This is a genomic window from Kitasatospora sp. NPDC058478, assembly GCF_042720345.1.
Taxonomy (GTDB): domain Bacteria; phylum Actinomycetota; class Actinomycetes; order Streptomycetales; family Streptomycetaceae; genus Kitasatospora.
This window is the reverse complement of sequence record NZ_JBHXML010000006.1, coordinates 60,949-85,025: the sequence shown is the minus strand read 5'-3', so window position 1 is coordinate 85,025 and position 24,077 is coordinate 60,949. Positions and strand designations below refer to the sequence as shown.

The 24,077-nt window shown below is 72.0% G+C and carries 26 protein-coding genes and 1 tRNA gene; 11 read left to right on the top strand and 16 right to left on the bottom strand.

What is annotated here, in order from left to right; all coding sequences use genetic code 11:
- Positions 1-190: 190 nt before the first annotated feature.
- Both ACFWPT_RS05005 and ACFWPT_RS05000 read left to right on the top strand, forming a co-directional pair.
- The gene (locus tag ACFWPT_RS05005) at positions 191-1,018 is read left to right on the top strand and encodes an HNH endonuclease (RefSeq protein WP_380479614.1); all 828 of its coding nucleotides are present in this window, start codon (positions 191-193) and stop codon (positions 1,016-1,018) included.
- 65 nt (positions 1,019-1,083) lie between these two features.
- Positions 1,084-1,168, top strand: a tRNA-Leu gene (locus tag ACFWPT_RS05000).
- A 60-nt stretch (positions 1,169-1,228) separates the two neighbouring features.
- Here the strand turns inward: ACFWPT_RS05000 and rdgB are convergent.
- From rdgB to ACFWPT_RS04980, 4 genes are all read right to left on the bottom strand, one after another.
- A complete protein-coding gene (rdgB, locus tag ACFWPT_RS04995) occupies positions 1,229-1,834 on the bottom strand; it encodes an RdgB/HAM1 family non-canonical purine NTP pyrophosphatase (protein ID WP_063349223.1) in 606 nt (201 codons plus the stop codon).
- A gap of 31 nt (positions 1,835-1,865) precedes the next feature.
- Positions 1,866-2,255 carry a hypothetical protein gene (locus ACFWPT_RS04990; protein WP_063349222.1) on the bottom strand — a complete coding sequence of 130 codons (390 nt, stop codon included), beginning with the start codon at positions 2,253-2,255 and terminating at the stop codon, positions 1,866-1,868.
- Between the two features lie 172 nt (positions 2,256-2,427).
- Positions 2,428-3,153: a ribonuclease PH gene (rph, locus tag ACFWPT_RS04985; RefSeq protein WP_380479612.1), complete on the bottom strand. Its 726-nt coding sequence runs from the start codon at positions 3,151-3,153 to the stop codon at positions 2,428-2,430.
- Positions 3,154-3,258: 105 nt separating this feature from the next.
- Positions 3,259-3,492, bottom strand: coding sequence for a glucose PTS transporter subunit EIIB (locus ACFWPT_RS04980; RefSeq protein WP_063349220.1), 234 nt, complete (start codon positions 3,490-3,492; stop codon positions 3,259-3,261).
- Positions 3,493-3,891: 399 nt separating this feature from the next.
- Here ACFWPT_RS04980 and ACFWPT_RS04975 point away from each other — a divergent pair, with 399 nt between their 5' ends.
- The 4 genes from ACFWPT_RS04975 to ACFWPT_RS04960 all read left to right on the top strand — a co-directional run bounded on the left by ACFWPT_RS04975 (position 3,892) and on the right by ACFWPT_RS04960 (position 10,055).
- The gene (locus tag ACFWPT_RS04975; RefSeq protein WP_063349219.1) at positions 3,892-5,193 is read left to right on the top strand and encodes a PTS transporter subunit EIIC; all 1,302 of its coding nucleotides are present in this window, start codon (positions 3,892-3,894) and stop codon (positions 5,191-5,193) included.
- Between the two features lie 818 nt (positions 5,194-6,011).
- Entirely contained in the window at positions 6,012-7,283 is a 1,272-nt protein-coding gene (locus tag ACFWPT_RS04970; RefSeq protein WP_380335149.1) for a PTS transporter subunit EIIC, read from the top strand.
- Between the two features lie 427 nt (positions 7,284-7,710).
- Entirely contained in the window at positions 7,711-8,772 is a 1,062-nt protein-coding gene (locus tag ACFWPT_RS04965; RefSeq protein ID WP_380479610.1) for an LLM class flavin-dependent oxidoreductase, read from the top strand.
- Positions 8,769-10,055 (top strand): LLM class flavin-dependent oxidoreductase, encoded by a 1,287-nt coding sequence (locus ACFWPT_RS04960; RefSeq protein WP_380374613.1) that lies wholly within the window; start codon positions 8,769-8,771, stop codon positions 10,053-10,055. The genes ACFWPT_RS04965 and ACFWPT_RS04960 overlap by 4 nt, the downstream gene beginning before the upstream one ends.
- A 55-nt stretch (positions 10,056-10,110) precedes the next feature.
- On the opposite strand, the gene ACFWPT_RS04955 is transcribed toward ACFWPT_RS04960, so the two are convergent.
- Entirely contained in the window at positions 10,111-10,857 is a 747-nt protein-coding gene (locus tag ACFWPT_RS04955) for an MBL fold metallo-hydrolase (protein ID WP_350881195.1), read from the bottom strand.
- 199 nt (positions 10,858-11,056) lie between these two features.
- Positions 11,057-11,248: a MerR family transcriptional regulator gene (locus tag ACFWPT_RS04950; protein WP_208869099.1), complete on the bottom strand. Its 192-nt coding sequence runs from the start codon at positions 11,246-11,248 to the stop codon at positions 11,057-11,059.
- A gap of 186 nt (positions 11,249-11,434) precedes the next feature.
- Here ACFWPT_RS04950 and ACFWPT_RS04945 point away from each other — a divergent pair, with 186 nt between their 5' ends.
- Positions 11,435-11,905: a type II toxin-antitoxin system PemK/MazF family toxin gene (locus tag ACFWPT_RS04945; protein ID WP_380479608.1), complete on the top strand. Its 471-nt coding sequence runs from the start codon at positions 11,435-11,437 to the stop codon at positions 11,903-11,905.
- A gap of 45 nt (positions 11,906-11,950) precedes the next feature.
- Here the strand turns inward: ACFWPT_RS04945 and ACFWPT_RS04940 are convergent, their stop codons facing one another.
- The 7 genes from ACFWPT_RS04940 to clpS form a co-directional block, all read right to left on the bottom strand.
- On the bottom strand, positions 11,951-12,919 hold the full coding sequence (locus ACFWPT_RS04940) for a PLP-dependent cysteine synthase family protein (RefSeq protein WP_063349213.1): 969 nt from the start codon (positions 12,917-12,919) through the stop codon (positions 11,951-11,953).
- 79 nt (positions 12,920-12,998) lie between these two features.
- Complete coding sequence (locus ACFWPT_RS04935; protein ID WP_363370276.1) at positions 12,999-13,277, bottom strand: MoaD/ThiS family protein; 279 nt, start codon at positions 13,275-13,277, stop codon at positions 12,999-13,001.
- Positions 13,278-13,388: 111 nt separating this feature from the next.
- Complete coding sequence (locus tag ACFWPT_RS04930; protein WP_347878546.1) at positions 13,389-13,508, bottom strand: putative leader peptide; 120 nt, start codon at positions 13,506-13,508, stop codon at positions 13,389-13,391.
- A 139-nt stretch (positions 13,509-13,647) separates the two neighbouring features.
- Positions 13,648-14,079 carry a Mov34/MPN/PAD-1 family protein gene (locus ACFWPT_RS04925; RefSeq protein WP_063349211.1) on the bottom strand — a complete coding sequence of 144 codons (432 nt, stop codon included), beginning with the start codon at positions 14,077-14,079 and terminating at the stop codon, positions 13,648-13,650.
- A 100-nt stretch (positions 14,080-14,179) separates the two neighbouring features.
- Complete coding sequence (locus ACFWPT_RS04920) at positions 14,180-15,622, bottom strand: amino acid permease (protein ID WP_363370278.1); 1,443 nt, start codon at positions 15,620-15,622, stop codon at positions 14,180-14,182.
- Positions 15,623-15,809: 187 nt separating this feature from the next.
- A complete protein-coding gene (locus tag ACFWPT_RS04915) occupies positions 15,810-16,382 on the bottom strand; it encodes a DUF2017 domain-containing protein (protein WP_363370280.1) in 573 nt (190 codons plus the stop codon).
- A gap of 102 nt (positions 16,383-16,484) precedes the next feature.
- On the bottom strand, positions 16,485-16,778 hold the full coding sequence (clpS, locus tag ACFWPT_RS04910; RefSeq protein WP_063351371.1) for an ATP-dependent Clp protease adapter ClpS: 294 nt from the start codon (positions 16,776-16,778) through the stop codon (positions 16,485-16,487).
- Positions 16,779-16,919: 141 nt separating this feature from the next.
- On the opposite strand from clpS, the gene ACFWPT_RS04905 reads away from it, so the two are divergent.
- Both ACFWPT_RS04905 and ACFWPT_RS04900 read left to right on the top strand, forming a co-directional pair.
- Positions 16,920-18,236, top strand: coding sequence for a nicotinate phosphoribosyltransferase (locus tag ACFWPT_RS04905; RefSeq protein ID WP_079135851.1), 1,317 nt, complete (start codon positions 16,920-16,922; stop codon positions 18,234-18,236).
- A gap of 268 nt (positions 18,237-18,504) precedes the next feature.
- A complete protein-coding gene (locus ACFWPT_RS04900) occupies positions 18,505-19,095 on the top strand; it encodes an isochorismatase family protein (protein WP_380479605.1) in 591 nt (196 codons plus the stop codon).
- Between the two features lie 58 nt (positions 19,096-19,153).
- Here ACFWPT_RS04900 and ACFWPT_RS04895 read toward each other — a convergent pair whose 3' ends face one another.
- Positions 19,154-20,161, bottom strand: a complete 1,008-nt coding sequence (locus ACFWPT_RS04895) for a hypothetical protein (RefSeq protein WP_363370286.1) — start codon at positions 20,159-20,161, stop codon at positions 19,154-19,156.
- A 256-nt stretch (positions 20,162-20,417) separates the two neighbouring features.
- Between ACFWPT_RS04895 and ACFWPT_RS04890 the strand changes: the two genes are divergently transcribed.
- Both ACFWPT_RS04890 and ACFWPT_RS04885 read left to right on the top strand, forming a co-directional pair.
- On the top strand, positions 20,418-20,984 hold the full coding sequence (locus ACFWPT_RS04890; RefSeq protein WP_380479603.1) for a hypothetical protein: 567 nt from the start codon (positions 20,418-20,420) through the stop codon (positions 20,982-20,984).
- Positions 20,985-21,695: 711 nt separating this feature from the next.
- Positions 21,696-22,136: a hypothetical protein gene (locus tag ACFWPT_RS04885; protein WP_063349204.1), complete on the top strand. Its 441-nt coding sequence runs from the start codon at positions 21,696-21,698 to the stop codon at positions 22,134-22,136.
- Positions 22,137-22,142: 6 nt separating this feature from the next.
- Here the strand turns inward: ACFWPT_RS04885 and ACFWPT_RS04880 are convergent, their stop codons facing one another.
- Complete coding sequence (locus ACFWPT_RS04880) at positions 22,143-22,673, bottom strand: DinB family protein (RefSeq protein WP_063349203.1); 531 nt, start codon at positions 22,671-22,673, stop codon at positions 22,143-22,145.
- 123 nt (positions 22,674-22,796) lie between these two features.
- Positions 22,797-24,017, bottom strand: coding sequence for a S8 family serine peptidase (locus ACFWPT_RS04875; protein ID WP_380479600.1), 1,221 nt, complete (start codon positions 24,015-24,017; stop codon positions 22,797-22,799).
- Positions 24,018-24,077: the final 60 nt, after the last annotated feature.

Genomic DNA, 24,077 nt, shown 5'->3' with positions numbered 1-24,077 from the left:
GCTATGTGGTCTGAACCACATAGGTCAATAGGTCTGTACCAATTGGTAATCAAACCCCCAACCCCGCCGGTCACCCCACCGACGACAACAAGTCACCCCCTGGCCGAAACCCCGTCACCCGTAACCAAATCCCCCAACGATCGTTCGCACACCGGGGGACGGGCGAACCACTGCCCGAAGGGGAACAACCATGCCGGTCAAGTACACCCGCGAACTGCTCGCGTCGCTCGCGGCCGAGTCCAGCAACGTCAACGACATGATGCGAAAGCTCGGCGTGCCGATGGCGGGCGGCACGCACAGCTACCTGAGCCGACGACTCCGGCACTACGGCATCGACACCTCGCACTTCGCCCAGGAGGGATGCCGCGCCTACAGGCAGCGCCAGTACTCGAAGGAGGTGCTGGCCGAGGTCGCTGCTGCCGCAACCACGCTCGACGAGATGCTGATCGCACTCGACCGCGAACCCAACCAGTACAACCGCTCCTACCTGCGGCGGAAGGCCAAGGCGTACGGCATCGACACGTCCCACTTCCCGTCGCCCGGAACCGTCTACACCCGGGAACTCCTCCAGGAGGCCGTCGTGGCCTCGCACAGCGTGGCCGGAGTCGTGCGCTACCTCGACCAGCGTCAGGCCGGTGGCACCCAGGCCCACATCGGGCGCCGCATCAAGGCACTCGGCATCGACACCTCACACTTCACCGGGCAGGCCCACGGCCGCGGCAAGCATGCCCCCACCAGAATCCCCGCCGAACAACTCCTCGCTCAGCGCCCCTGGGGGGCCAAACGGCTCCCCGGCTCGCGAATCCGTAGCGCGCTGAACGAACTCGGCAGGCCGCAAGAGTGCGAGGGCTGCAGCACCGGCCCCGAGTGGCGCGGGCACCCGATGACGCTGGAGGTGGACCACATCAATGGGGACTGGTCGGACAACCGGCCGGACAACCTGCGGCTGCTCTGCCCGAACTGCCACGCCATCACTCCGACCTACTGCAAACGGAAGTCGAGGAAGCACGCTGCCTAGCGGCTTGGCCGAAGGAAGGTGTCGACCAATTCGCGGGCCCAGTAACATGATGGTCAGCAGGACAGGCGGCCGTGGCGCAGAGGCGACGCAGACGGTTTAGGTCCGTTGGCCCGTGAGGGCTTGAGGGTTCGAATCCCTTCGGCCGCACCAGGATAACCTTCAAATCGAAGGGCCCGACCGGAATGATTCCGGTCGGGCCCTTCGATTTTCTCAGCCCAGGAGGTCCTTGACGACCGGGGCGAGGCCGCGGAAGGCCTGGCCGCGGTGGCTGATGGCGTTCTTCTCGGCGGGGGTGAGTTCGGCGCAGGTGCGGGTCTCGCCGAGGGGCTGGAGGATCGGGTCGTAGCCGAAGCCGCCGTCGCCGGAGGGGGCGGTGCGCAGGGTGCCGAGGAGGCGGCCCTCGACGACGCGCTCGGTGCCGTCGGGGAGGGCGAGGGCGGCGGCGCAGAAGAAGTGGGCGCCGCGGTGCGGGTCGGAGATGTCGGAGAGCTGGGCGAGCAGCAGGTCGAGGTTGGCGCGGTCGTCGCCGTGCTTGCCGGCCCAGCGGGCGGAGAAGATGCCGGGGGCGCCGTTCAGGACGTCCACGCAGAGGCCGGAGTCGTCGGCGACGGCGGGCAGGCCGGTGGCGCGGGCGAGGGCGTGTGCCTTGAGGAGCGCGTTCTCGGCGAAGGTGACGCCGGTCTCCGGGACGTCCGGGATCTCGGGGTAGGCGTCGGCGCCGACGAGCTCGACGTCCAGGCCGGCCTCGCCGAGGATGGCGCGGAGTTCGGCGACCTTGTGCTGGTTACGGGTGGCGAGGATCAATCGGGTGGACATATCGCCCACCCTATCGGCAGCCGTTCCGGCGTCAGCCGGTGCAGACCGAGGTGAGGTTGCCGGCCGCGTCGCCGAGCGGCTTGAGGTCGGGGACCTCCTTCTTGTCGACGGCCTGCTGGACCTTGTCGGCCTGCTTCTGCAGGTCGGCGACGGCCTTGGCGACGTCGGTGTTCTTGGAGTTCCTGCCGACCTGGTTGAGGTCGGTCCTGAGCTTCTCCAGCGCCTTCGCGGCGGCCGCCGAGTCGTTGCTCGCGTTGCCGTAGGCGCTGGTGACGTCGGCGAGGTCGCCGGTGATCCTGACCGCCGTGTTGCCGCAGTCGATCGCCTTCTGGGCTGCGGAGCAACTGACCATGCTGAGCGGGAGGATGGCGATCAGGCCGGCCACGGCGAGGGCGGCGGGGCGGGCGATGCTGGACGGCATCCGGTCCTCCTGTGGGGCGCGCGGGTTCCGTGGGACGGGACGCGCGCCGGGGGGTGCGCGGTTCCCGCAGCAGGGGTGCTGCGGGAACCGTACGGGCTTCGGGCCCGGCGTGTACAGCGGCCCGTACGGCGGCGGGTACATCCGGGTCCACGGCGCCGTGGGCCGAACCGGTTCAGGCCTCCAGGGCCTTGCGCTGGATCTCGTCGAGCTCGGCGCAGCCCAGGGTGCCGAGGTCGAGCAGGCGGTCGAGCAGGGCGCGGTCGAAGGGGGCGCCCTCGGCGGTGCCCTGGACCTCGACGAAGCGACCGTCGGCGGTGCAGACGATGTTCATGTCGGTCTCGGCGCGGACGTCCTCCTCGTACTGGAGGTCGAGCATCGGGACGCCGTCGATGATGCCGACGCTGACGGCGCTGACGCCGCCGGTGATGGGCTGGCCCTTGGCGCGCAGGAGCTTGCGGTCGCGGGCCCAGGCGACGGCGTCGGCGAGGGCGACGTAGGCGCCGGTGATGGCGGCGGTGCGGGTGCCGCCGTCGGCCTGGAGGACGTCGCAGTCGAGGACGATGGTGTTCTCGGCGAGGGCGCGGTGGTCGACGACGGCGCGCAGCGAGCGGCCGATGAGCCGGCTGATCTCGTGGGTGCGGCCGCCGATGCGGCCCTTGATGGCCTCGCGGTCGCCGCGGGTGTTGGTGGCGCGCGGGAGCATGGAGTACTCGGCGGTGACCCAGCCTTCGCCGCTGCCCTTGCGCCAGCGGGGGACGCCCTCGGTGACGCTGGCGGTGCACAGCACCTTGGTGTCGCCGTAGGAGATGAGGACGGATCCTTCGGCGTGCTTGCTCCAGCCCCGTTCGATGGTGATGGGGCGGAGCTGGTCGGGGGTGCGGCCGTCGATGCGTGACATAGGCACTGAGCGTAGTCGCTCGGAGCGGGTGTTCCGGGTGCGCCTCGGCCCGCCGTTCCCGGGTGGGGCGGCGGGCCGGGGGTGGGGTGAGCCCGGTGGCTCAGCTCACATCATGTCCTCGATGTCAGCGGCGATCGGGTCGGCGTCGGTGCCGATGACGACCTGGATGGCGGTGCCCATCTTGACGACGCCGTGGGCGCCGGCGGCCTTGAGGGCGGCCTCGTTGACCAGGGAGGCGTCCTTGACCTCGGTGCGAAGGCGGGTGATGCAGCCCTCGACCTCTTCGATGTTGTCGATGCCGCCCAGACCGGCGACGATCTTCTCAGCCTTGCTGGCCATCTGATTTCTCCCTCTGTCTCGGCCCGCCGGCCGCTCTGCCGGGTGCCGTCCTGCGCTGTGCTGGGGTGTCCGCCGACCGGTGGCCGGCGTGGTCGGTACCGGTGCTGACGCGGGTTCAGCCGCGGTCGCGCCGCCGGGCAGCGCGACCAGCATCACCTGCTCCGGTCCGATCTGCCACGTTAGTCCACTTTTGGCCCATTCCGGCGCGCACGGTCCCGGCCGCCACCAGAGGATGACGAGCAGCGGGCTCGCGCCCGGCGTGCGGCCTGCGTCCCAAAGTGGTCTACACCAATATATGTGTACTCCGATGAACGCAGAAAGGACCCCGGGTGTTCCGGATCCCCGCCCGGGGGTCCCGCCGGGGGCCACCGGCCGGCAACTGCTCCCGGAGGGCGAAGGATGAGTTCGGCAGGCGCCACGGCCCCGCAGCGCGTGTGGTGGCACACCTTCTACGGCGGCCTCCAGAAGATGGGCCGCTCCCTGCAGCTCCCGGTGGCGGTGCTCCCCGCGGCCGGCATCCTCAACCGGCTCGGCCAGCCCGACGTCTTCGGCCAGGACGGCCTCGGCTGGACCGACGTCGCCAAGGTCTTCGCCGCGGCCGGCGGCGCCCTGCTGGACTCCTCGTTCGGCCTGCCGATGCTGTTCTGCGTCGGGGTGGCGATCGGCATGGCGAAGAAGGCGGACGGTTCCACCGCGCTGGCCGCCGTGGTGGGCTTCCTCGTCTACTACAAGGTCCTGCACGCGTTCCCGGAGAGCTGCAAGAGCGGGACGGTCCTGGTCACCGACTCCTGGACCGGCCAGTGCGTGGACTACAGCTCGGCCAAGGCGGCGGCCGCGACGTACCAGAACCCGGGCGTCCTGGGCGGCATCCTGATCGGCCTGATGTCCGCCTGGCTCTGGGTCCGCTTCCACCGCACCAGGCTGGTCGACTGGCTGGGCTTCTTCAACGGCCGCCGCCTGGTGCCGATGATCACCGCGGTGGTGGGCCTGGCCACCGCCTGCGTGGCGCTCTGGGTCTGGCCGCCGATCGGCCGCGGGCTCAACGACTTCAGCCAGACCCTGGCCGACCTGGGCGCGGGCGGCGCCGGCATCTTCGGCCTGTTCAACCGCGCGCTGCTGCTGATCGGCATGCACCAGTTGCTGAACACATTCGTCTGGTTCCAGTTCGGCGAGTTCATCAAGCCGGACGGCACCATCGCGCACGGCGACATCCCGCGCTTCCTGGCGGGCGACCCGACGGCCGGCCAGTTCCAGTCCGGATTCTTCCCGATCATGATGTTCGCGCTGCCCGCCGCCGCACTGGCGATCGCGCACTCGGCAAAACCGCACCGCCGCAAGGAGATCTACGGCCTGATGCTCTCGGTCGGCCTGACCTCCTTCGTGACGGGCGTCACCGAACCGCTCGAGTACTCCTTCGCCTACGTCGCCCCGGCCCTGTACGGCGTGCACGCGCTGCTGACCGGCGCCTCGATGGCCGTCACCTGGGGGCTCGGGGTGCACGACGGCTTCAGCTTCTCGGCCGGCCTGATCGACTACGTCATCAACTGGGGGCTGGCCACCAAGCCGTGGCTGATCATCCCGATCGGGCTCTGCTTCGCCGCCGTGTACTACGCGCTCTTCCGGTTCATCATCGTCAAATTCAATCTGAAAACACCCGGGCGGGAGGACGAGAGCGAGGTCGAGGACGTCACCAAGCTCTGAAACCGAGCGTCACCGGGCAGCACCCGCAATGGCCTCCGGACCCGACGGCCCGAAGGCCTTCGGCATTTCCGGAAAGGACCAAATGCCCGGGCGGTAAAACAATTCCGATATGCGCCCCGGGGATTCCCCGGCGGGCCGTCGGCCGTGTCAGGCGGGGCCGGGGCGGCCCGCACCGCCCGGCCGCCGGGCCGCCGGACGGGGGCTCGCCGGGGGTGGGGAAAGGCCGCCGCCGCCCGGCGCGGGCGGTGGCCGGCAATCGGCCGCCGCCGTTTCCGCGCCGGCCCCGACCATGCGCCGCGGGGGGTCGGAAAGCCGCGGATTGGCCGAAGCCGGACGGGGTGGGGCCCGGACTCCTCCCGGCCGACGGTCGTTCGTGATGTCCGACACCCCGGCGGGCCCCTTCCCCGCCGCCCGCCGCGCCCGGCCCGGACCCCGGCGGGCGGGCACCCGGGCTCCGGGGGCCGCCTCCGCCCGGGCCTCGCCGCGTCCGCCCGTGAACCCCGCCGACCCGGCCCCCGTTCGCGCACCGCCGGGCCCGCGACGGACCCCTGACGAGGCCTCGACGGGGCCGCCGGGCGGGGCCGGGCCTTTTTGTTGCGCAAATAGCCAAAATCCCAATCACGGCGGGTAATCATGATCGTCGTTCCGCAACTAGGTTTCGATTTCATAGCGCTTCCCGGCAGGGGCGCTTTCCGGGGTTCCCCCCCTTCTCCACCCGTGCTACAAAACTGGTCTACACCACACGTGGTGTAGACCAGTTCGCGGTTCGGCCCCCTGTGCCCCTCCCCCGACCGCCATGCCGTTAGGAACCCACCCCAATGAGTCAGTCAGCGCAGGCACCGACGCCCGCCTCGGCTCCGGCCACGCCAAGCCCCGCCAAGAAATTCGGCCAGAACCTGCTCCAGGGCCTGCAGAAGATCGGCCGCAGCCTCCAGCTGCCGGTCGCCGTCCTCCCGGCCGCGGGCATCCTGGTCCGGCTGGGCCAGCCCGATGTCTTCGGCAAGGACGGGCTCGGCTGGGGGAAGGTCGCCGAGGTCTTCGCCACCGCCGGTGACGCGGTCTTCAAGAACCTGGCGCTGCTGTTCTGCGTCGGTGTCGCCATCGGCTTCGCCAAGAAGGCCGACGGCTCGACCGCGCTGGCCGCCCTGGTCGGCTACCTGGTCTTCCACAACGTGCTGACCGTCTTCCCGGTGGACGGGACCATCACCGCGGCGCTGCCGGAAGGAAAGCCCCAGAACCCCGGGGTCTTCGGCGGCATCGTGGTCGGCCTGCTCAGCGCCGTGATCTGGCAGAAGTACCACCGCAAGCAGCTCATCGACTGGCTCGGCTTCTTCAACGGCCGCCGCCTCGTGCCGATCATCATGGCGTTCGTCGGCACCCTGCTCGGCGTCCTCATGGGTCTGGCCTGGGGCCCGATCGGCACCGGCCTGACCCACGCCAGCGACTGGCTGACCGGCCTCGGCGCCGGCGGTGCGGGCATCTACGGTGTCGCCAACCGCGGTCTGATCCCGGTCGGCATGCACCAGTTCCTCAACACCTTCTTCCAGCAGCAGGTCGGCAGCTTCACCGACGCCTCCGGCCACACCTGGACCGGCGACATCCCGCGCTTCTTCCACGGTGACCCGACCGCCGGTCAGTTCATGTCCGGCTTCTTCCCGATCATGATGTTCGGCCTCCCGGCCGCCGCGCTGGCGATCGCCCACACCGCCCGCCCCGACCGCCGCAAGGCCGTCACCGGCATGATGATCTCCGTCGCGCTGACCAGCTTCGTGACCGGTGTCACCGAGCCGATCGAGTTCTCGTTCATGTTCATCGCGCCGGTGCTGTACCTGATCCACGCCCTGCTCACCGGCCTCTCGATGGCCGTCACCTGGGGCCTCGGGGTGCACGACGGCTTCGGCTTCTCGGCCGGCCTGATCGACTACCTGCTCAACTGGAACCTGGCCACCAAGCCCTGGATGATCATCCCGATCGGCCTGGTCTTCGCCGCGCTGTACTACCTCCTCTTCCGCTTCGCGATCACCAAGTTCAACCTCAAGACCCCCGGTCGCGAGGACGAGGACGAGATCGAGGACGTGACCAAGGCCTGAGGCCCCGTCCGTCCGCACTCCACGACCCCGCCCCGCCGCTGCTCCCCCAGCGGCGGGGCGGGGTCGTCGTGCATCCCGGCGGGGCCGTCGTGCGTCCCGCCCCGGGTCGGCGGGAACGGCGGTTGACGAACCGGCGGAGGCACTGGTCAACTGAAGCCGTGAACGCGTCCTGCCCGCTGGTGACCCGCAGCCACATCGACTTCGGTCGCGTGTGGTCCGCGGCGTGTCGCGGCTGAGCCGACCGTTCCCCCCGCCGCCCGGCTGACCTCCCGCCCGGCGCCGTTCCTCCCCTCCCGCCCGAACGGGCCCCGCCCGCCTCCGGGCCGTCACCGCGCACCCGCGCGCGGCCGTACGCACCCGCACACACCCTGTGCGGGTTCGCCGGCGTCGCCCGCACGCGTCCGCACGAGGAAAGTCAGGCCTCAGCATGCCCCGCCAACTGCACCTCTCCGCCGCCCTGGACAGCCCCGGCCACGTCGACGCCGGGCACTACGCCGCCCTCGCCCGCCTCGCCGAGCGGGCCACCCTCGACTTCGTCACCCTCGACGACTCCTTCACCCCCGAGCCGAGCCGCCCCGACGCCCTCGCCACCCTCGCCCGGATCGCGCCGTTGACCGAGCGGGTCGGACTGGTGCCCACCGTCACCACCACCCACACCGAGCCGTTCCACACCTCGATCTCGGTCAACACCCTGGACTGGGTGAGCCGGGGCCGGGCCGGCTGGCTGGTCGGCGTCTCCGCCACCGAGGCCGAGGCCAGGGCCTTCGGCCGCCGCCCGACCGCCCCCGCGGACGCGCTCTGGGCCGAGGCCGCCGACGCCGTCGAGGTCGCCGCCCGGCTCTGGGACAGCTGGGAGGACGACGCGGAGATCCGCGACACCGCCACCGGGCGGTTCGTCGACCGCGACAAGCTGCACTACGTCGACTTCGAGGGTCCGCACTTCTCCGTCCGCGGACCGTCGATCACCCCGCGCCCACCGCAGGGCCGCCCGGTCGTCGCCGTCCCGGTGGCCGCCGTCGACCTCGCCCCGTACGCCTCCCCCGGCGGGCGCGCCCGGGTCGCGACGGCGATCCGGTACGCCGACGTCGTGCTGCTGGACGCCCCCGGCCACGCCGCCCGGCTGGCCGCCGCCACCGAACTGCGGCTGCGCGCCGGCGAGCACCTGCGCATCCTCGCCCGGACCGACGCCGCCCTGCCCGACGACGCCGCGGCCGACCGCCTGCTCGCCGATCTCGCCGCGATCGGCACCGGCGTCGACGGCTTCCACCTCGTCCCCGCCGAGCCCGAACGGGACCTGGCCGCCCTCGCCGAACGGGTCGTCCCGGTGCTGCGCGCCCAGGGGCTGTTCCGCGCCGGGTACGCGGCCGGCCGCACCCTGCGCGACCACCTCGGCCTGGCCCGCCCGGCCAGCCGCTACGCCACCGCCGCCGCCACCAACACCCCGTCCACCATCCCGTCCGCTGCCGCTCTCGCCGAGGTGACCCGATGACGGACCGCCCGCTCAAGCAGATCCACCTCGCCGCGCACTTCCCCGGCGTCAACAACACCACGGTGTGGAGCGACCCGGACTCCGGCAGCCACATCGAGTTCGACTCCTTCCGCCACCTCGCCGAGACCGCCGAGCGCGGGAAGTTCGACTTCTTCTTCCTCGCCGAGGGCCTGCGGCTGCGCGAGAACAAGGGCCGCATCCACGACCTGGACGTGGTCGGCCGCCCCGAGTCGATCACCGTGCTGAACGCGCTGGCCGCCGTCACCACCCGCCTCGGGCTGGCCGGCACCGTCAACGCCACCTTCAACGAACCGTACGAACTGGCCCGCCGCTTCGCCTCGTTGGACCACCTCTCCGGCGGGCGCGCCGCCTGGAACGTGGTCACCTCCTCGGACGCCTTCACCGGGGAGAACTTCCGCCGCGGCGGCTACCTCGACCGCGCCGACCGCTACACCCGGGCCACCGAATTCGTGCAGCTCGCCCGGGATTTCTGGGACGGCGGAGCGGAGACCGTCCGGCACCGCGGCCCGCAGTTCGAGGTCGAGGGGCGGCTCTCGCTGCCCCGCCCGCCGCAGGGCCACCCGGTGGTCATCCAGGCCGGGGACTCCGACGAGGGCCGGGAGTTCGCCGCCGCAACCGCCGACATCGTCTTCAGCCGGCACTCCACCCTCGCCGACGGCCAGGCCTTCCACGCGGACGTCAAGCGCCGGCTCGCCGCGTACGGCCGCAAGCCGGACGAGCTGAAGATCATGCCCGGCGTCACCTTCGCCCTCGGCGACACCGACGCCGAGGCCGCCGAACTCGCCGCCGAGGTCCGCCGGTCCCAGGTCGGGCCGCAGACCACGATCGCCTTCCTGGAACAGGTCTGGGGCATCGACCTGTCCGACCACGACCCGGACGGTCCGCTGCCCGCCGTCGACCCCGACCCGGACAGCGCCCTGGCCCAGGGCCGGGTCCGGATCGGCGACCCACTGGCCGTCGCCGCCCGCTGGCGGGCGCTGGCCGCCGAGAAGAAGCTCACCAGCCGCGAGCTGGTGATCGAGGTGACCGGCCGGCAGTCCTTCATCGGCTCCCCCGCGACGGTCGCCGAGCGGATCGACTTCTTCGTGCAGAACGACGCGGCCGACGGCTTCATCCTCGTCCCCCACCTGACCCCGGGCGGCCTGGACGCGTTCGTCGACCGCGTGGTGCCGCTGCTCCAGGAACGCGGGGTGTTCCGCACCGACTACAGCGGCACGACCCTGCGCGACCACCTCGGCCTGCCGCTCCCCGGCCGGCGCTGAGACGGCCGACGCTGAGACGACCGGCGCTGAAACGACCGGGCCGGTCAGCGCCCGCTCAGATCCGGTACACCGCGCCGGCCCGGGCGACCTCGACGGGGCCCGGGTACGCGGCAGCGGCGTCGCGGCGGTTGTGCTCGGCGTCGGTCCACGGGGGGATGTGGGTCAGGACGAGCCGGCGGACGTGGGCGGCGGCGGCGTGCTCGCCGGCTTCCCGGCCGTTGAGGTGGACGGCCTGGTAGGTGTCCCGGCCGTCGATGTAGGCGGCCTCGCAGAGGAAGAGGTCGGCGTCGCGGGCGAGTTCGACGAGTTCGGCGCTCTCGCCGGTGTCGCCGGAGTAGACGAGCGCGCGGCCGTCGTGTTCGAGGCGGAAGGCGAAGGCGTCGACGGGGTGGTTGACCTGGGCCACCTCGATCCGGAACGGGCCGAGGTCGAAGGCCCCGGGGGTGAGGGTGTGGAAGTCGAAGACCTCCTTCATCCCCGGGTTCTCCGGCATGTCGTAGGCGCGGGCGAGCCGTTCGGCGGTGCCGGCCGGGCCGTAGACGGGCATCGGGTCGGGGCAGCCCTCGGCGCGGTAGTTGCGGGCGACCCAGTAGGCGCACAGGTCGACGCAGTGGTCGGCGTGCAGGTGGCTGAGCAGGACGGCGTCGACCTCGTAGATGTCCACGTACTTCTGCAGGGCGCCGAGGGCGCCGTTGCCGAGGTCGAGCACGACGCGGTAGCCGTCGGCCTCGACGAGGTAACTGGAGCAGGGCGATTCGGCGGACGGGAAGCTCCCCGAGCACCCCACCACGGTCAGTTTCATCCGAGCCCCTCCGCCCCGACACGTCCTGGCTGCTGCTGGAAAACGGCAGGCCGGGCCGGTGAAACCGGCCGGTAGCACTGCTTCGCGTGTCGAGAGTAAGGGCGGAGCGGCACTTTGCCCCCGTCCCCGTGCCGGGCTGTGGCTGGAATCACCAGAACGCCGGGGCGGGGGCGGTGCCGTCCGTTCGGGTGCCGTCGGGTCAGCGGTGGCGGGGGCGGTTGCGGGCCCAGGCCTTGATCGTGTCGGGGTACCAGCGGGGGTGGCCGCTGCCGTCGAGGACGTCCGGGGCGGGCAGCAGACCGTGCCGCCGGTAGTTGCGGACGGTCTCGGCCTGCACGTTGATGTGGCGGGCGATCTCGGCGTAGGACCACAGCTCGGAGCTTCTCCCCACGAGGCACCTCCGGAGGGGCGGGGCGGGCGTACGTGAGGCAGCCTGTCCGGGCGTTGGCGACTCTTCACCACAGAACGGGCACCGTGGTCATTCCGTGACGAACCGGGAGCACGCTGCGGACAAATGCCCGGCCGTCCCGGCACTCACGGTGGTGGGGGCCGCCATGGGCCCGGTACGGTTCGCGCCATGAACAGTTCGACCGGGGTCTGGGTGGTCCTGGCGGTGGCGGGCGTCGCGCTGCTGGCCGCCGTCGTGCGGGCGCTGGTCCGGCGCACCCGCCCGGCGCCGCGACCGGCCGGGCCGACGGCTCCGCGCCCGCGCCCGGCGGCCAAGGGCCGCCCGGGGCCGCAGCCGCAGGAGATCTGGTGGGCGGAGGTCCCGTTCGAGGACTGGCCGGGGTCGAAGGACCGCCCGTGCCTGGTGCTGCGGGTGCACGGCCGCACCGCCACCGTCGCGAAGATCACCAGCAAGCACCACACCGAACGCCCGGGCGTGCTGCCGCTGCCGCCCGCCTCGGTGGGCGACCGGCAGGGCCGCACCAGCTGGCTGGAGACCGACGAGCTGCGCGAGGTGCCGCTGTCGGCCTTCCGCCGCCGGGCCGGCACGGTGGACCGGCAGGTCTGGTCCCGCGCGCAGCAGGCCCTGCAACGCGGCTAGGGTCTCAGGTCTGAAGCCGGCCCTCCAGCACCGCTAGGGCTTTTCTCAGGCCCAGAGCTGCCCCTGCAGCGCCTCGACGGCCGCCTCGGTGGTCTCCGCGGTGTAGATGCCGGTGGACAGGTACTTCCAGCCGCCGTCGGCGACCACGAACACGATGTCGGCGCGCTCCCCGGCCGCCGCGGCCTTGCGGCCGACGCCGAGCGCGGCGTGCAGGATCGCGCCGGTCGAGACGCCCGCGAAGATGCCCTCCTGCTGGAGGAGTTCGCGGGTGCGGCGGACGGCGTCCGCGGAGCCGACCGAGAAGCGGGTGGTGAGCACCGCGGCGTCGTACAGCTCGGGGACGAAGCCCTCGTCGAGGTTGCGCAGCCCGTACACGAGGTCGTCGTAGCGGGGTTCGGCGGCGACGATCCGCACGCCGGGGACCTTCTCGCGCAGGTAGCGGCCGACGCCCATCAGGGTGCCGGTGGTGCCGAGGCCGGCCACGAAGTGGGTGACGGTCGGCAGGTCGGCGAGGATCTCGGGGCCGGTGGTGGCGTAGTGGGCGCCCGCGTTGTCGGGGTTGCCGTACTGGTAGAGCATGACCCAGTCCGGGTGCTCGGCGGCGATCTCCTTGGCGATCCGGACGGCGGTGTTGGAGCCGCCGGCGGCCGGCGAGGGGATGATCTCGGCGCCCCACATGCGGAGCAGTTCGCGCCGTTCCTCGCTGGTGTTCTCGGGCATCACGCAGACCATCCGGTAGCCCTTGAGCTTGGCGGCCATGGCGAGCGAGATGCCGGTGTTGCCGCTGGTGGGTTCCAGGATGGTGCAGCCGGGGGTGAGCCGGCCGTCGGCCTCGGCGCGCTCGATCATGTGCAGCGCCGGGCGGTCCTTGATCGAGCCGGTGGGGTTGCGGTCCTCCAGCTTGGCCCAGAGCGTCACCTGTCCGTCGGTGTTGCCGGGGACGGCCGCGGACAGCCGCGGCAGGCGGACCAGCGGGGTGTTGCCGACGGCTTCGAGCGGGCTGTCGTAACGCAAGGGAGGCCTCCGGCCACGGCGGTGAGGGTGCGGAAGGGCGCCCTCCCGCCCGCCGCGGGGCGGGCGGGAGGGCGGGAGGTCAGCGGGCTCCGCCGGCCACGGCGGGCAGGATGGTGACGCTGTCGCCGTCGGCGAGGGCGGTGGAGATGCCCTCCAGGAAGCGGACGTCCTCGTCGTTCAGGTAGACGTTGACGAAGCGGCGCAGCTCGCCGCCCTCGACCAGGCGGGCGGCGATGCCCGGGTGGCGGGCGTCGAGGTCGGCGAAGAGTTCCCCGAGGTTGCTGCCGGTGCCCTCGACGGCCTTGGCGCCGTCGGTGTAGGTGCGGAGGATGGTCGGGATGCGGACCTCGATGGCCATGGGTGCGCTCCTGTGCGAGTCGTGAGGTGGGCCGCGACGGGCGCGGCGGGGAGGGTGGTCCCGGGGCTCGGCGTCGCCGGCAGGCGGTGGGCCCGGGTGGGGCGGGGCGGCTCAGCGCGAACGCGCGGGCGTGCCGGGACAGATCGCACTGGCGAGCCGGCACAGGTCGACGTGCAGGCGCGCCACGAGGCGGGTGCCCGGGGCCTGGTTGCTCACATCGACGGAACGCATGGGCTCATCGTATAGATTCCCGGGCCCGCTCCTCCATGCCCGTCTCGGGATCCGGATGCTCCCGTTTCTCGGGCTGAGACGACACGGGCCCGCCGACCGCTCGCGGGCGGTCGGCGGGCCGCGCCCAGGTGGGTGCTGGTCAGGCCGGGTGGGCCTCGACGACCTGGACGTCTTCCTCTGTGATCTCGCCGTCCACGATGCGGAACGAGCGGAACTGGAACGGGTCGTCCTCGCCGTTGCCGTCGGCGGTGGAGACCAGGACGTAGTGGGCGAACGGCTCGGAGGCGTAGCTCACGTCGGTGCGCGAGGGGTAGGCCTCGGTGGCGGTGTGCGAGTGGTAGACGATCACCGGCTCCTCGTCGCGGTCGTCCATCTCGCGGTAGAGCTTGAGCAGGTCGCCCGAGTCGAACTCGTAGAAGGTGGGCGAGCGGGCCGCGTTGAGCATCGGGATGAACCGTTCGGGCCGTCCGCTGCCGGCCGGTCCGGCGACCACGCCGCAGGCCTCGTCCGGGTGGTCGGCGCGGGCGTGGGCCACGATCCGGTCGCGGAGTTCTCGGGTGATGGTCAGCATGCGGTCAGGATAGCCACGCCCCGGCGGGTGTCCGCCGGGGCGTCCGGAGCGCGGTCACCGGGTGTCCGCCACCTGGGCGTGGCGGCCCGGCGCCGGCGGTTCAGCCGCCGTTGCGCACGTGCAGGTGGTCGTGGGCGACGCCGTGGGCGGCCCGCGGGTTGCGGCGCTTGAGCACCTGGTAGCCGATCACCAGCAGGACGGCCCAGCCCGGGAAGACGTACAGCGAGATCCGGTTGACCGAGTCGAACGCGATCAGCACCACGACCAGGGCGAGGAAGGCGAGCGCGGTCCAGCTGGTCCAGGCGCCGCCGGGCGCCTTGAAGGTGGGCGGCGGCAGGTGGCCGGCCCGCCAGGCCTTGCGGTAGCGGATCTGGCAGATCAGGATCATCGCCCAGGTCCACAGGCCGCAGACGGTCGCGACGGAGGTGATGTACTCGAACGCCTTGGCCGGGACGAGGTAGTTGAGCACCACGCCGACGCCCATCAGCAGGCAGGAGAGGGTGATCGCGAAGGCCGGGGTGCGGTGGGAGTTGAGCTTGGTGAGCTGCCCCGGGGCCTGGCCGCGCAGGGCGAGGTCGCGCAGCATGCGGCCGGTGGAGTACATGCCGGAGTTGCAGGAGGAGAGCGCGGCGGTGAGCACCACGAAGTTGATGATGCCGGCCGCGGCCGGGATGCCGATCTTGCCGAAGGCGGCCACGAACGGGCTGACGCCGGGCTGGAACTCGGTCCACGGCACGAGCGAGAGGATGATCACCAGCGCGCCGATGTAGAACAGCATGATGCGCCAGGGCAGGGTGTTGATGGCGCGCGGCAGGGTCTTCTCGGGGTTCTCGCTCTCCCCGGCGGTGACGCCGACGAGTTCGACGCCCAGGTAGGCGAACATGACGATCTGCAGCGTCATCACGGTGGCGCCGATGCCCTTGGGGAAGAAGCCGCCGTCCTGCCACAGGTGGGTGATCGACGCGGTGTCACCGGCCTTGCTGAAGCCGAGGGTGAGCACCCCGATGCCGATCAGGATCATGCCGATGATGGCGGTGACCTTGACCATCGAGAACCAGAACTCGATCTCGCCGAACAGCTTCACCGAGATCAGGTTGGCCGCGTAGAGGATCACCAGGAAGGTCAGCGCACTGGCCCACTGCGGGATGTCGGGCGCCCAGAACCTCACGTACACGGCGGCGGCGGTGGTCTCCGCCATGCCGGTGACCACCCAGAACAGCCAGTACGTCCAGCCGGTCACGTAGCCGGCGAAGGGGCCGAGGAACTCGCGTGCGTACTCGGCGAAGCTGCCGGAGACCGGGCGGTAGGTGAGGAGTTCGCCGAGGGCGCGCATGATCACGAAGATCGCCACGCCGGCGACGGCGTAGGAGAGGATCAGGCTCGGGCCGGACCGGGAGATCGCGGTTCCCGCGCCGAGGAAGAGGCCGGTGCCGATGGCGCCGCCGATCGCGATCATCTGGATCTGGCGGCTTCCCAGCCCCCGGTGATAGCCCTCCTCGTCCGGTTTCGCGTCGACCACGTCGTCGTAGAGCTGCTCGGCCATGGTGCACCGTCCTGGGTGGGTCTCGTGGGGTGGAGAAGTCGTACCACGCAGGGTTCGGATAGCGGTGTTCATCTGAGCGTTATTTGAGCATGACCTGCTAGGGTTTGCCCGATTTAAAGAGAAATGCCCCGGCCATCCGTCCACATATTGGACGAATCGACCGGGGCCTGCCCGGAAGCGGGCAGGATCAGTCCGCGATCGCCTCCAGGAGCGTCTCCTGGAGCGCCCCCAGCCAGACGTACGCCATCACCAGCGGCTTGCGGTCGTCCTCGTCCGGCAGCTCGTAGAGCTCCTCGTCGTCCTCGCTGACCTCCAGCTGGACGCCCAGGGTCAGCCGCAGGTCGTTGAGCGCGCCCAGCCAGCGCAGGCCGTCCGCGGGGTCCAGCTTGAGCACCCCGCCCTCGCCGCCGAGCCGGTCGAGCATCCGGACGACGTGCAGGGCGTCCTCACGCTTGCGGGTCCGCAGGTCCACCTCGGTGTAGCGGCGGAACTCGCCCGAGGCGGCCCGGCTCTCCTGGTCCTCCGGCCCGGCAGGGTCGCCGTAGGCGTCCGGGAAGAGCCGGGCGAGCATCGGGTTGGCCGGCGCCTCGGTCGGGCCCTCGGCGAACAGCGCGGCCAGCGGATCGCCGCCGTCCCCGCCCGGGCCGGGCCCGATCAGCTGCAGGATCCCCACCTCCAGGGAGCGCAGGATGGAGGCCTCCAGCTCGTCCAGCGCGATCGTCGCGCTCCCGCCGCCGGCACTCTCGAACAACCCAGCCATGTCTATCGGTCAGCCCGTCTTCGTCGTCTCGGGTGGGGTACCGGCTCCGCGGCCGCGGCAACTCGCGCCGCGGCCGCCGCGCTGCGGTCGGTCGTGCTGCGGTCAGTCGTGCTGCAGCGTCGCCCAGAGGCCGTAGCCGTGCATCGCCTGGACGTCGCGTTCCATCTCCTCGCGGGAGCCGCTGGAGACCACCGTCCGGCCCTTGGTGTGCACCTCCATCATCAGCTTCCTGGCCTTGTCCTTCGGGTAGCCGAAGTAGGCCTGGAAGACGTACTGGACGTAGCTCATCAGGTTCACCGGGTCGTTGTGCACGATGGTCACCCAGGGCGTGTCCGGCTCCACCACCGGCAGTCCTTCGACCTCCGGGCGCTCGATCTCCACGGGCGCGACACTCACCGCCGGGTCCTCCTCGCTGCGCGGTCCGTCCACGCCTCTTCAGCCCCATGCTGCCATCCGGGGGACCCCCGGGCGATTCCGGCCCGGCTCGCAGCACGAGAAATCGTCACTCTGACGCTAAGTGGTAGTAGCATCATCCGCATGGACGCCACTTCAGTGCGCGCGGCCGGTTCGACCGCGCTCCTCACCGACCGCTACGAGCTCACCATGCTGCAGGCCGCCCTGCGCAGCGGGGCCGCGCACCGCCGCTCCGTGTTCGAGGTGTTCACCCGCCGCCTGCCCAGCGGCCGCCGCTACGGCGTCATGGCCGGCACCGGCCGGGTGCTCGACGCCATCGAGGACTTCCGCTTCACCACCCCGCAGCTCGACTGGCTGGCCGGCCAGGGCGTGGTCGACGACGACACCCTGCGCTACCTCGCCGACTACCGCTTCGCCGGCGACATCCACGGCTACCCCGAGGGCGAGGTCTACTTCCCCGGCTCGCCGCTGCTCACCGTCGAGGGCAGCTTCGCCGAGGCGGTGATCCTGGAGACGGTGATCCTCTCGATCCTCAACCACGACTCCGCGATCGCGGCCGCCGCCTCCCGGATGACCGCCTCCGCCGGCGGCCGCCCGGTGATCGAGATGGGCGCCCGGCGCGCCCACGAGCAGGCCGCCGTCGCCGCCGCCCGGGCCGCGTACGTGGCCGGCTTCGCCGCCACCTCCGACCTGGAGGCCGGCTTCACCCACGGCATCCCGACCACCGGCACCGCCGCCCACGCCTTCACCCTCGTCCACGACAGCGAGCGGGACGCCTTCCGCGCGCAGATCGCCTCCATGGGCAAGGGCACCACGCTGCTGGTCGACACCTTCGACCTGCGCGAGGCCGTCCGCACCGCCGTCGAGGTGGCCGGCCCCGAACTGGGCGCCGTCCGGATCGACTCCGGCGACCTCACCCTGCTGGCCCACCGGGTCCGCCGCCAGCTGGACGACCTCGGCGCCACGAAGACCCGGATCATCGTCACCTCCGACCTCGACGAGTACGCCATCGCCGCGCTCGCCGCCGCCCCGGTGGACGGCTACGGCGTCGGCACCAGCCTGGTCACCGGCAGCGGCCACCCGACCTGCGCGATGGTCTACAAGCTGGTCGCCCGCGCCGAGAGCGCGGACGGACCGCTGGTGCCGGTGGCCAAGCGCGCGGCCGGCGGCAAGACCAGCATCGGCGGCCGCAAGTGGGCCGCCCGCCGGCCCGACGCCGACGGCGTCGCCGAGGCCGAGGTGGTCGGCACCGGAGCGGTCCCCGCCGACCTGGAGCCGCACCTGATGCAGGTGCCGCTGGTGCGGGCCGGCCAGGCCGTCGGCCGCGAACCGCTCACCGCCGCGCGCGAACGGCACATCCGGGCCCGGGCCGCACTGCCGCTGTCGGCCACCCAGCTCTCCAAGGGCGACCCGGTCCTGCCGACCGAACTCGTGCTCTGACCCCGCCCCGGCCGACCGGCGCGGACCGGGAGCCGGCCCGGGGCCGTCCGGCGGTCCGGCGGTTCGGCGGTTCGGCGGTCCGCGCCGGGCGCCGGCCCGGGGTCCGCCCCAGGCCTTCCGCCCCCGCACGCCACTCCCTAGAGTCAACCGTAGAGTTCCCCCGGAGCTCCCCGAGAACCCCCGAGCCCCGCCGCGGGCCGAGTACTCCCGAGGGCTCCCCCCACCGGCGCGCCACCACGGCCGCCCCCCACATCCGAGGATGCGAGCCATGCACCGGGCACTGATCGTCGTCGACGTGCAGAACGACTTCTGCGAGGGCGGCAGCCTGGCCGTCGCCGGCGGCGCCGAGGTGGCCGCCGCCATCACCGACCTGATCGCCGAGTCCTCCCCCGGCTACCAGCACATCCTCGCCACCCGCGACCACCACATCGACCCGGGCGACCACTTCTCCACCGAGCCCGACTACGTCACCAGCTGGCCGGTGCACTGCGTGGCCGGCACCGAAGGCGTGGGCTTCCACCCCAACTTCGCCCCCTCCGTCATCTCCGGCGCGGTCGAGGCGGTCTTCGACAAGGGCGCCTACTCGGCGGCGTACAGCGGCTTCGAGGGGCTGGACGAGAACAACCGCGGCCTGGTGGAGTGGCTGCTCGAACGGCAGGTCGACGAGATCGACGTGGTCGGCATCGCCACCGACCACTGCGTCCGGGCCACCGCCCTGGACGCCGCCCGGGCCGGCTTCACCACCCGCGTCCTGCTCGACCTCACTGCCGGGGTCGCGCCGGCGACCACCGCCGCCGCGCTCGCCGAACTGCGGGCCGCCGGGGTCGAGTTGGTCGGCGCCCCGGTGGTTCGGGGGTAGCTCCGACTCCGGTTCGGGGGTAGCCACGGCTCCGGGTGCGGATGGATCCGATCCGGAGCTAACCGACCATCAACTCCACCACGTCCGAACCGCCCACCCGATGGGCCTCGCGCAGTTCGGCGCCGACCGCGTCCCGGTCGGCCGCGAGCCGGGCGCCGGAGACGTACACCACCCGGATCCCCAGGTATTCCATCCGGTGCTGGCCGCCGCGCACCCAGGCAGCCTCGCCCTCGCTGACGCAGCGCAGGTCCGAGTCCACCTCCACGGCAACGCCCTGCTCCGGCCAGTAGAGGTCCGGGACGGCGATGTACGTGCCGCCGCGCATCCGCAGCTCGGGGCCGACCAGCGGTACGGGCAGCAGGCACTCGTCCACCAGTTCGCCGACCCGGTCCAGGACGAAGTCCCGTTCACCGGCGAGCAGTTCGTCCAGCGCGGCGCGCACCCGGGGCTCGCCGGTCAGCCCGGACTCGGTCAGCTCGGACGCCAACTCCCGTACGGTGCACGGGCCGTCTGGCCGAGAGACGGCTTCGCGCAGCACCTCCCGCACCGGCATCGGGGCGCCACCCTCCTCCACGGTCCACTCGCACAGCGCGTCCGCGACCGCCCGGGCGACCGGTGCGCAGGCCAGGCCGTGCACCGAGCGGGCCACCAACTCCCGTTCGGTACGCAGGATCCGCACCTCCCCGGCGTCCTTCAGCCGGCGCTGGCGGGGCACCAGGACGTCCACCCCGATCACCGCCGGCAGCCGGGGCACCGCGGCGAAGCCGTACAGCGCGAGCGCGGCCGCACCGGTGATCACCGCGCCCTCGCGACGACCCTCCTCGCGACCGTTCTGCGCCGCGTACAGCAGGGCGGCCCACATCCGCTGCTCCGGGGTCGGCCCGTCGGACTGCAGCAGGTACACCCGGGGCAGCAGCCGCCGCCAGGGCCCGCCGCTACGGCAGTGCTCGGTGATGACCCGGGCCGGCACGCCCCGGGCGCGCAACTGGCTCGCGGTGACGACGTTCTGTTGACGCTTCGCCAGCTCCTCCAGGGACGGCGGCGGCGTGGGAATCCGGTAGCTCATGCGGACACCATCCCCAACCGCCCCGACCCGCCACCGGCCACCTGACGCACTGTTACCCAACCGTCGCGAAACCGGGATCAGCTCGCACTAAAGTCCCCATACCCTCACTCAATCGGAGTAATTGACGGTCGTCAGGTTGTCATATCTGATCGAAAACGATCGCCCACCAGGCCGCCTGACCCAGAGTGACCAAAGGCATACGCCGGGAGACCCTCCAGGCGTCAAACCCGCCCCGGGAATTGCCTAGGCTTGCGTCATGTCACGTGACGAGACCGCCGGCCTCCGCGCGGCCCAGCTCCGCCTTGGCCGTCTGCCCGGATACGTCCGCCGCCCGGACCCGGCCCGCCGCAGCGGCGAACAGGGCCATACGTACAAGAAGGGCTGGGAGGTCCGCTTCACCGCCCGCAGCGAGGCCGAGATAGCCGAGATCCGCGACCTCGTGGTCGCCGCCGGGTTCGCCCCGGCCAGACCCTTCTTCAAAGGCCACCAGCTCATCCAGCCGGTCTACGGCATGGCCGCCGTCCAGGCCTACCTGGCCGCGAGACAGGCGGCCGAGGAACACGCCGCCCGCACCGCGCTCGGCCGCCGCCGACGAACCGCCGGCGGACACCCCGCCACCACCGGGCACTCCACCGGGCACCCCGCCGGCGCCGCACACCGGTGCGAACGCGAGGAAGCCGCCGCCGGAGCCGCTGCGGCGGCTGCGGCCGCAGCGGCCCAACTCGCCCGGCGGCGGGCCATCGAATCCTTCCCCGCCCAGGTCGAACGGAGCAGCGCCGTCGACGACCGCCTCTCCCCGACGGAGGCCCGACCGCAGCCCTGACCGCAGCCCTGACGGCAGACCACCCCGCCCGCGCCTCGGCCCCCAGGCCGCCGAGGCGTGGCCGACGTACACGGTGGCGGCCAGCAGGCGCGGGACCACCCGGATCAACGCCTGCTCCGCCCCCTCGGCCACCCGGTGCGCCGCCGCCACGGCGAGCGCACCGTCCACCCACCACCCCTGCCGCCACGCCCCCGCCACACCCGCCTCGGCGCGCAGCGCACCCACCGCCCGCATCCACCGCCCGCATCCACCGCCCGCACCCGGGCTGCGCGCCCCCGGCGGAGGCATGCACGGCGGTGCCCATCCGGCCCGTCGCGCCACGCCGGTACGGGCGCGACCGAAGGTGTGGTTGCGCGGATGGTTGTGCGGCCGCAGCTTCGCGCCGTGGGCGTGGACGCCAGCCTCCATAAGCCCTACGGTGGCACATCAACCGTGTTGCAACCACGGCCCTTCTGCACCCCCTGACCAGCCGCGACGCGCTCGCAACTACACCCCCCGCACCACTGCGCCACCCTCCCCCACCGATCCTCCGCCCGGCCGCCCCACCACCGCTGCACCACCGCGCCCCACCGGTCGACACCGGAACCGGCCGAGCGGCGGCGGGTTCCGGGCATTCAATCCGATTGGTAACCCAGCGCACCGAGGGCATATCGTAGAGTGAGCGCAGATGATCGACCGTCAGCTATCCATCTCCCTTTCCGAGAAGTCGAGATGACCAACCGTCACGCGAGTTCCGCCGAGCCGCCCCCGAGGCCCGGTGAACCGGAGGACGTACCACTGGAGTTCGCCGCCTTCTGCGAACTCCACCGCCCCCGGTACCTCAGCTACGCCCGGGTGTGGCTGACCGAGCACAGCAGCGCGGCCACCGCCGTCCAACAGGCGTTCGCCGAAATCGCCGTCCAATGGCGCGAGTTGCTGGGCAGCTCCAACCCCACCGCGAACGCCTGGCAGATCCTGCGCAGCACCGTCGCCGACCACACCCGGCACGTGCCCGCCGCACCGGACCGCCACCCCGCCGACGACGACCTGGCGATCCTGCACTACGTCGTCGGCCTCGCCGCCCCCGAGATCGCCGACGTCATCGGCACCGACACCGCCAGCGTCGCCGGCCGACTCCGGCGCACCATGCTGTGGGAGGCCTCCGGCTGGTGAGCCCCCTCAGACCCGCTCGCCCGTCACGTCGAACAGGTGATGCACCGGGTCGTGGATCAGATAACGGGCGAACGACTCCACCGTGAACCGCGCCCCGTCACTACGGCCCCCGGTCCGCCCCCACTGCTCGCCCGCCACCCGCCCGAACGCCGCCGCCAGCACCTCCGCGGCCGCCGCCAACTCCCCGGCCACCACCGCCGGCACCTGCTCCCCGTACCGCTCGGCGACCGCCGTCTCATCCTGGTCCCAGTTCGGGAACAGCGGGGCTTCCTCGGCCAACATCAGGTCCAACCGGACCCGGAACAGCCGGAACACGTCCCGGACATGGCACGCGTACTCCAGCCCCGACCACACCCCCGGCCGCGGCCGCCGACGCAAACCCTCCTCGGCCCCGGCCAACAGCGCCACCCAGGCCTCCGCATTGGCCCGAACCATCCCCGCGACGTCCTCCCGCACCACCGCCGCAACATCCAGCCCACAATCCGGACACGGGCGTTCCAACACCCACGTCCAGTCCTTGCCGTCCGGAACGACCACACCCACCGGATCCACACCCCGCTCAGAAGCACTCATGGCCCCAGCATGGCCACCCCACCACCCACCCCACCAGCGGCAAGGACGCCAACCGCCACCAAAATGCTGCCACCCCGCCCGCCGCCCTCAGCCGCCCGCACCCCTGCGCCGCCGCACCCGCACCACCCACACCACGACCGCCACCACCCCGCCGACCAGCACCCCCCACAACGCCACCCCCACCGCAACCCCGACCCCGAACCAGCCGCCCCCGCCGGCCCCACCGGCCCCCGCCGCGGGCACCACGGCCTCGCCACCCGGCTCCTCCGTCACCCCACCCCCCGCAGCCCCCTGCGACTCCCCCCGCCCCACCAACGGATTCACCCGAGACCCGCCGTCCACCACCGGATCAGCCTCCAACGCCTTCGCCGGCGCCAGCACCCCGAAGCCGTACCTGCTCCCCGGCACCGCCGACCCGTCCCGCGGCGGCGTGGCAGTCCTGATCATCCGATTGATCACCTGCCCCGCCGAAAGCTCCGGATACTTCGCCCGGATCAACGCGGCGGTGGCGGAGACGTAGGCGGTGGCATCGGAGGTGCCGTTGCCCACGCCGTAGCCGGCAGAGGTCTTCGCACTGGCCCGGTAGATCTCCGCCCCGGGGGCGACCAGTGTGGTCTCCGGTCCGTAGCTCGACTTCTCCCACAGTCGCCCCTGCCGGTCCACCGCGCCGACCGCCACCACTCCGGGGAAGGCCGCCGGGTACTGGACACCGCTCAGGCTGTCGCCGTTGTTCCCGGTGGCGGCAACCAGCACGACGTCCTTGGAGACCGCGTAGTTGACGGCTTCACGTGCCGGGGAGTCGAACCTCGACGTCCCCCCTACCGACATGTTGACGACCTTCGCACCGTGATCCACAGCAAAGCGGATCGCCTCGGCGAGGCCGTTCTGCTGGAGATCCCGATTCTCGCCGTCGGTCCGTACCTTCACCGGCAGGATCTTCGCCTTCGGCGCCAAGCCCATGATCCCCGCCTGCGCACCGTGCCCGTGCCCTGCGATCAGGCTCGCCATCCCGGTGCCATGGCCGTCGCCGTCGGTACGGCCGTCCGTGTTCGTACCGGAGAAGTCACCCCCCGCAAGCACCTGTCCGGTGAGGTCCTGATGGTCCTGGTTGACCCCACTGTCGACCACACCGACGATCACCCCCTCGCCCTGGTTGACAGTCCAGACTTTCGTCTCGGCCTCGAAGGTCTTCAGAGCCCACTGCTCGTCTCTGATCTGATCCGCCGATGCCGTTGGTGCCGCGACACTCCAGATCAATGCCCCGGCGGCAAGGGCCGCTGTACCACGCGCCAACCGACGGCTCGTCAAGCCTGGTCACCCCACTCAGCGAGGCGTCCCGCAGATCACCGATCTGCGGGACGCGATCAG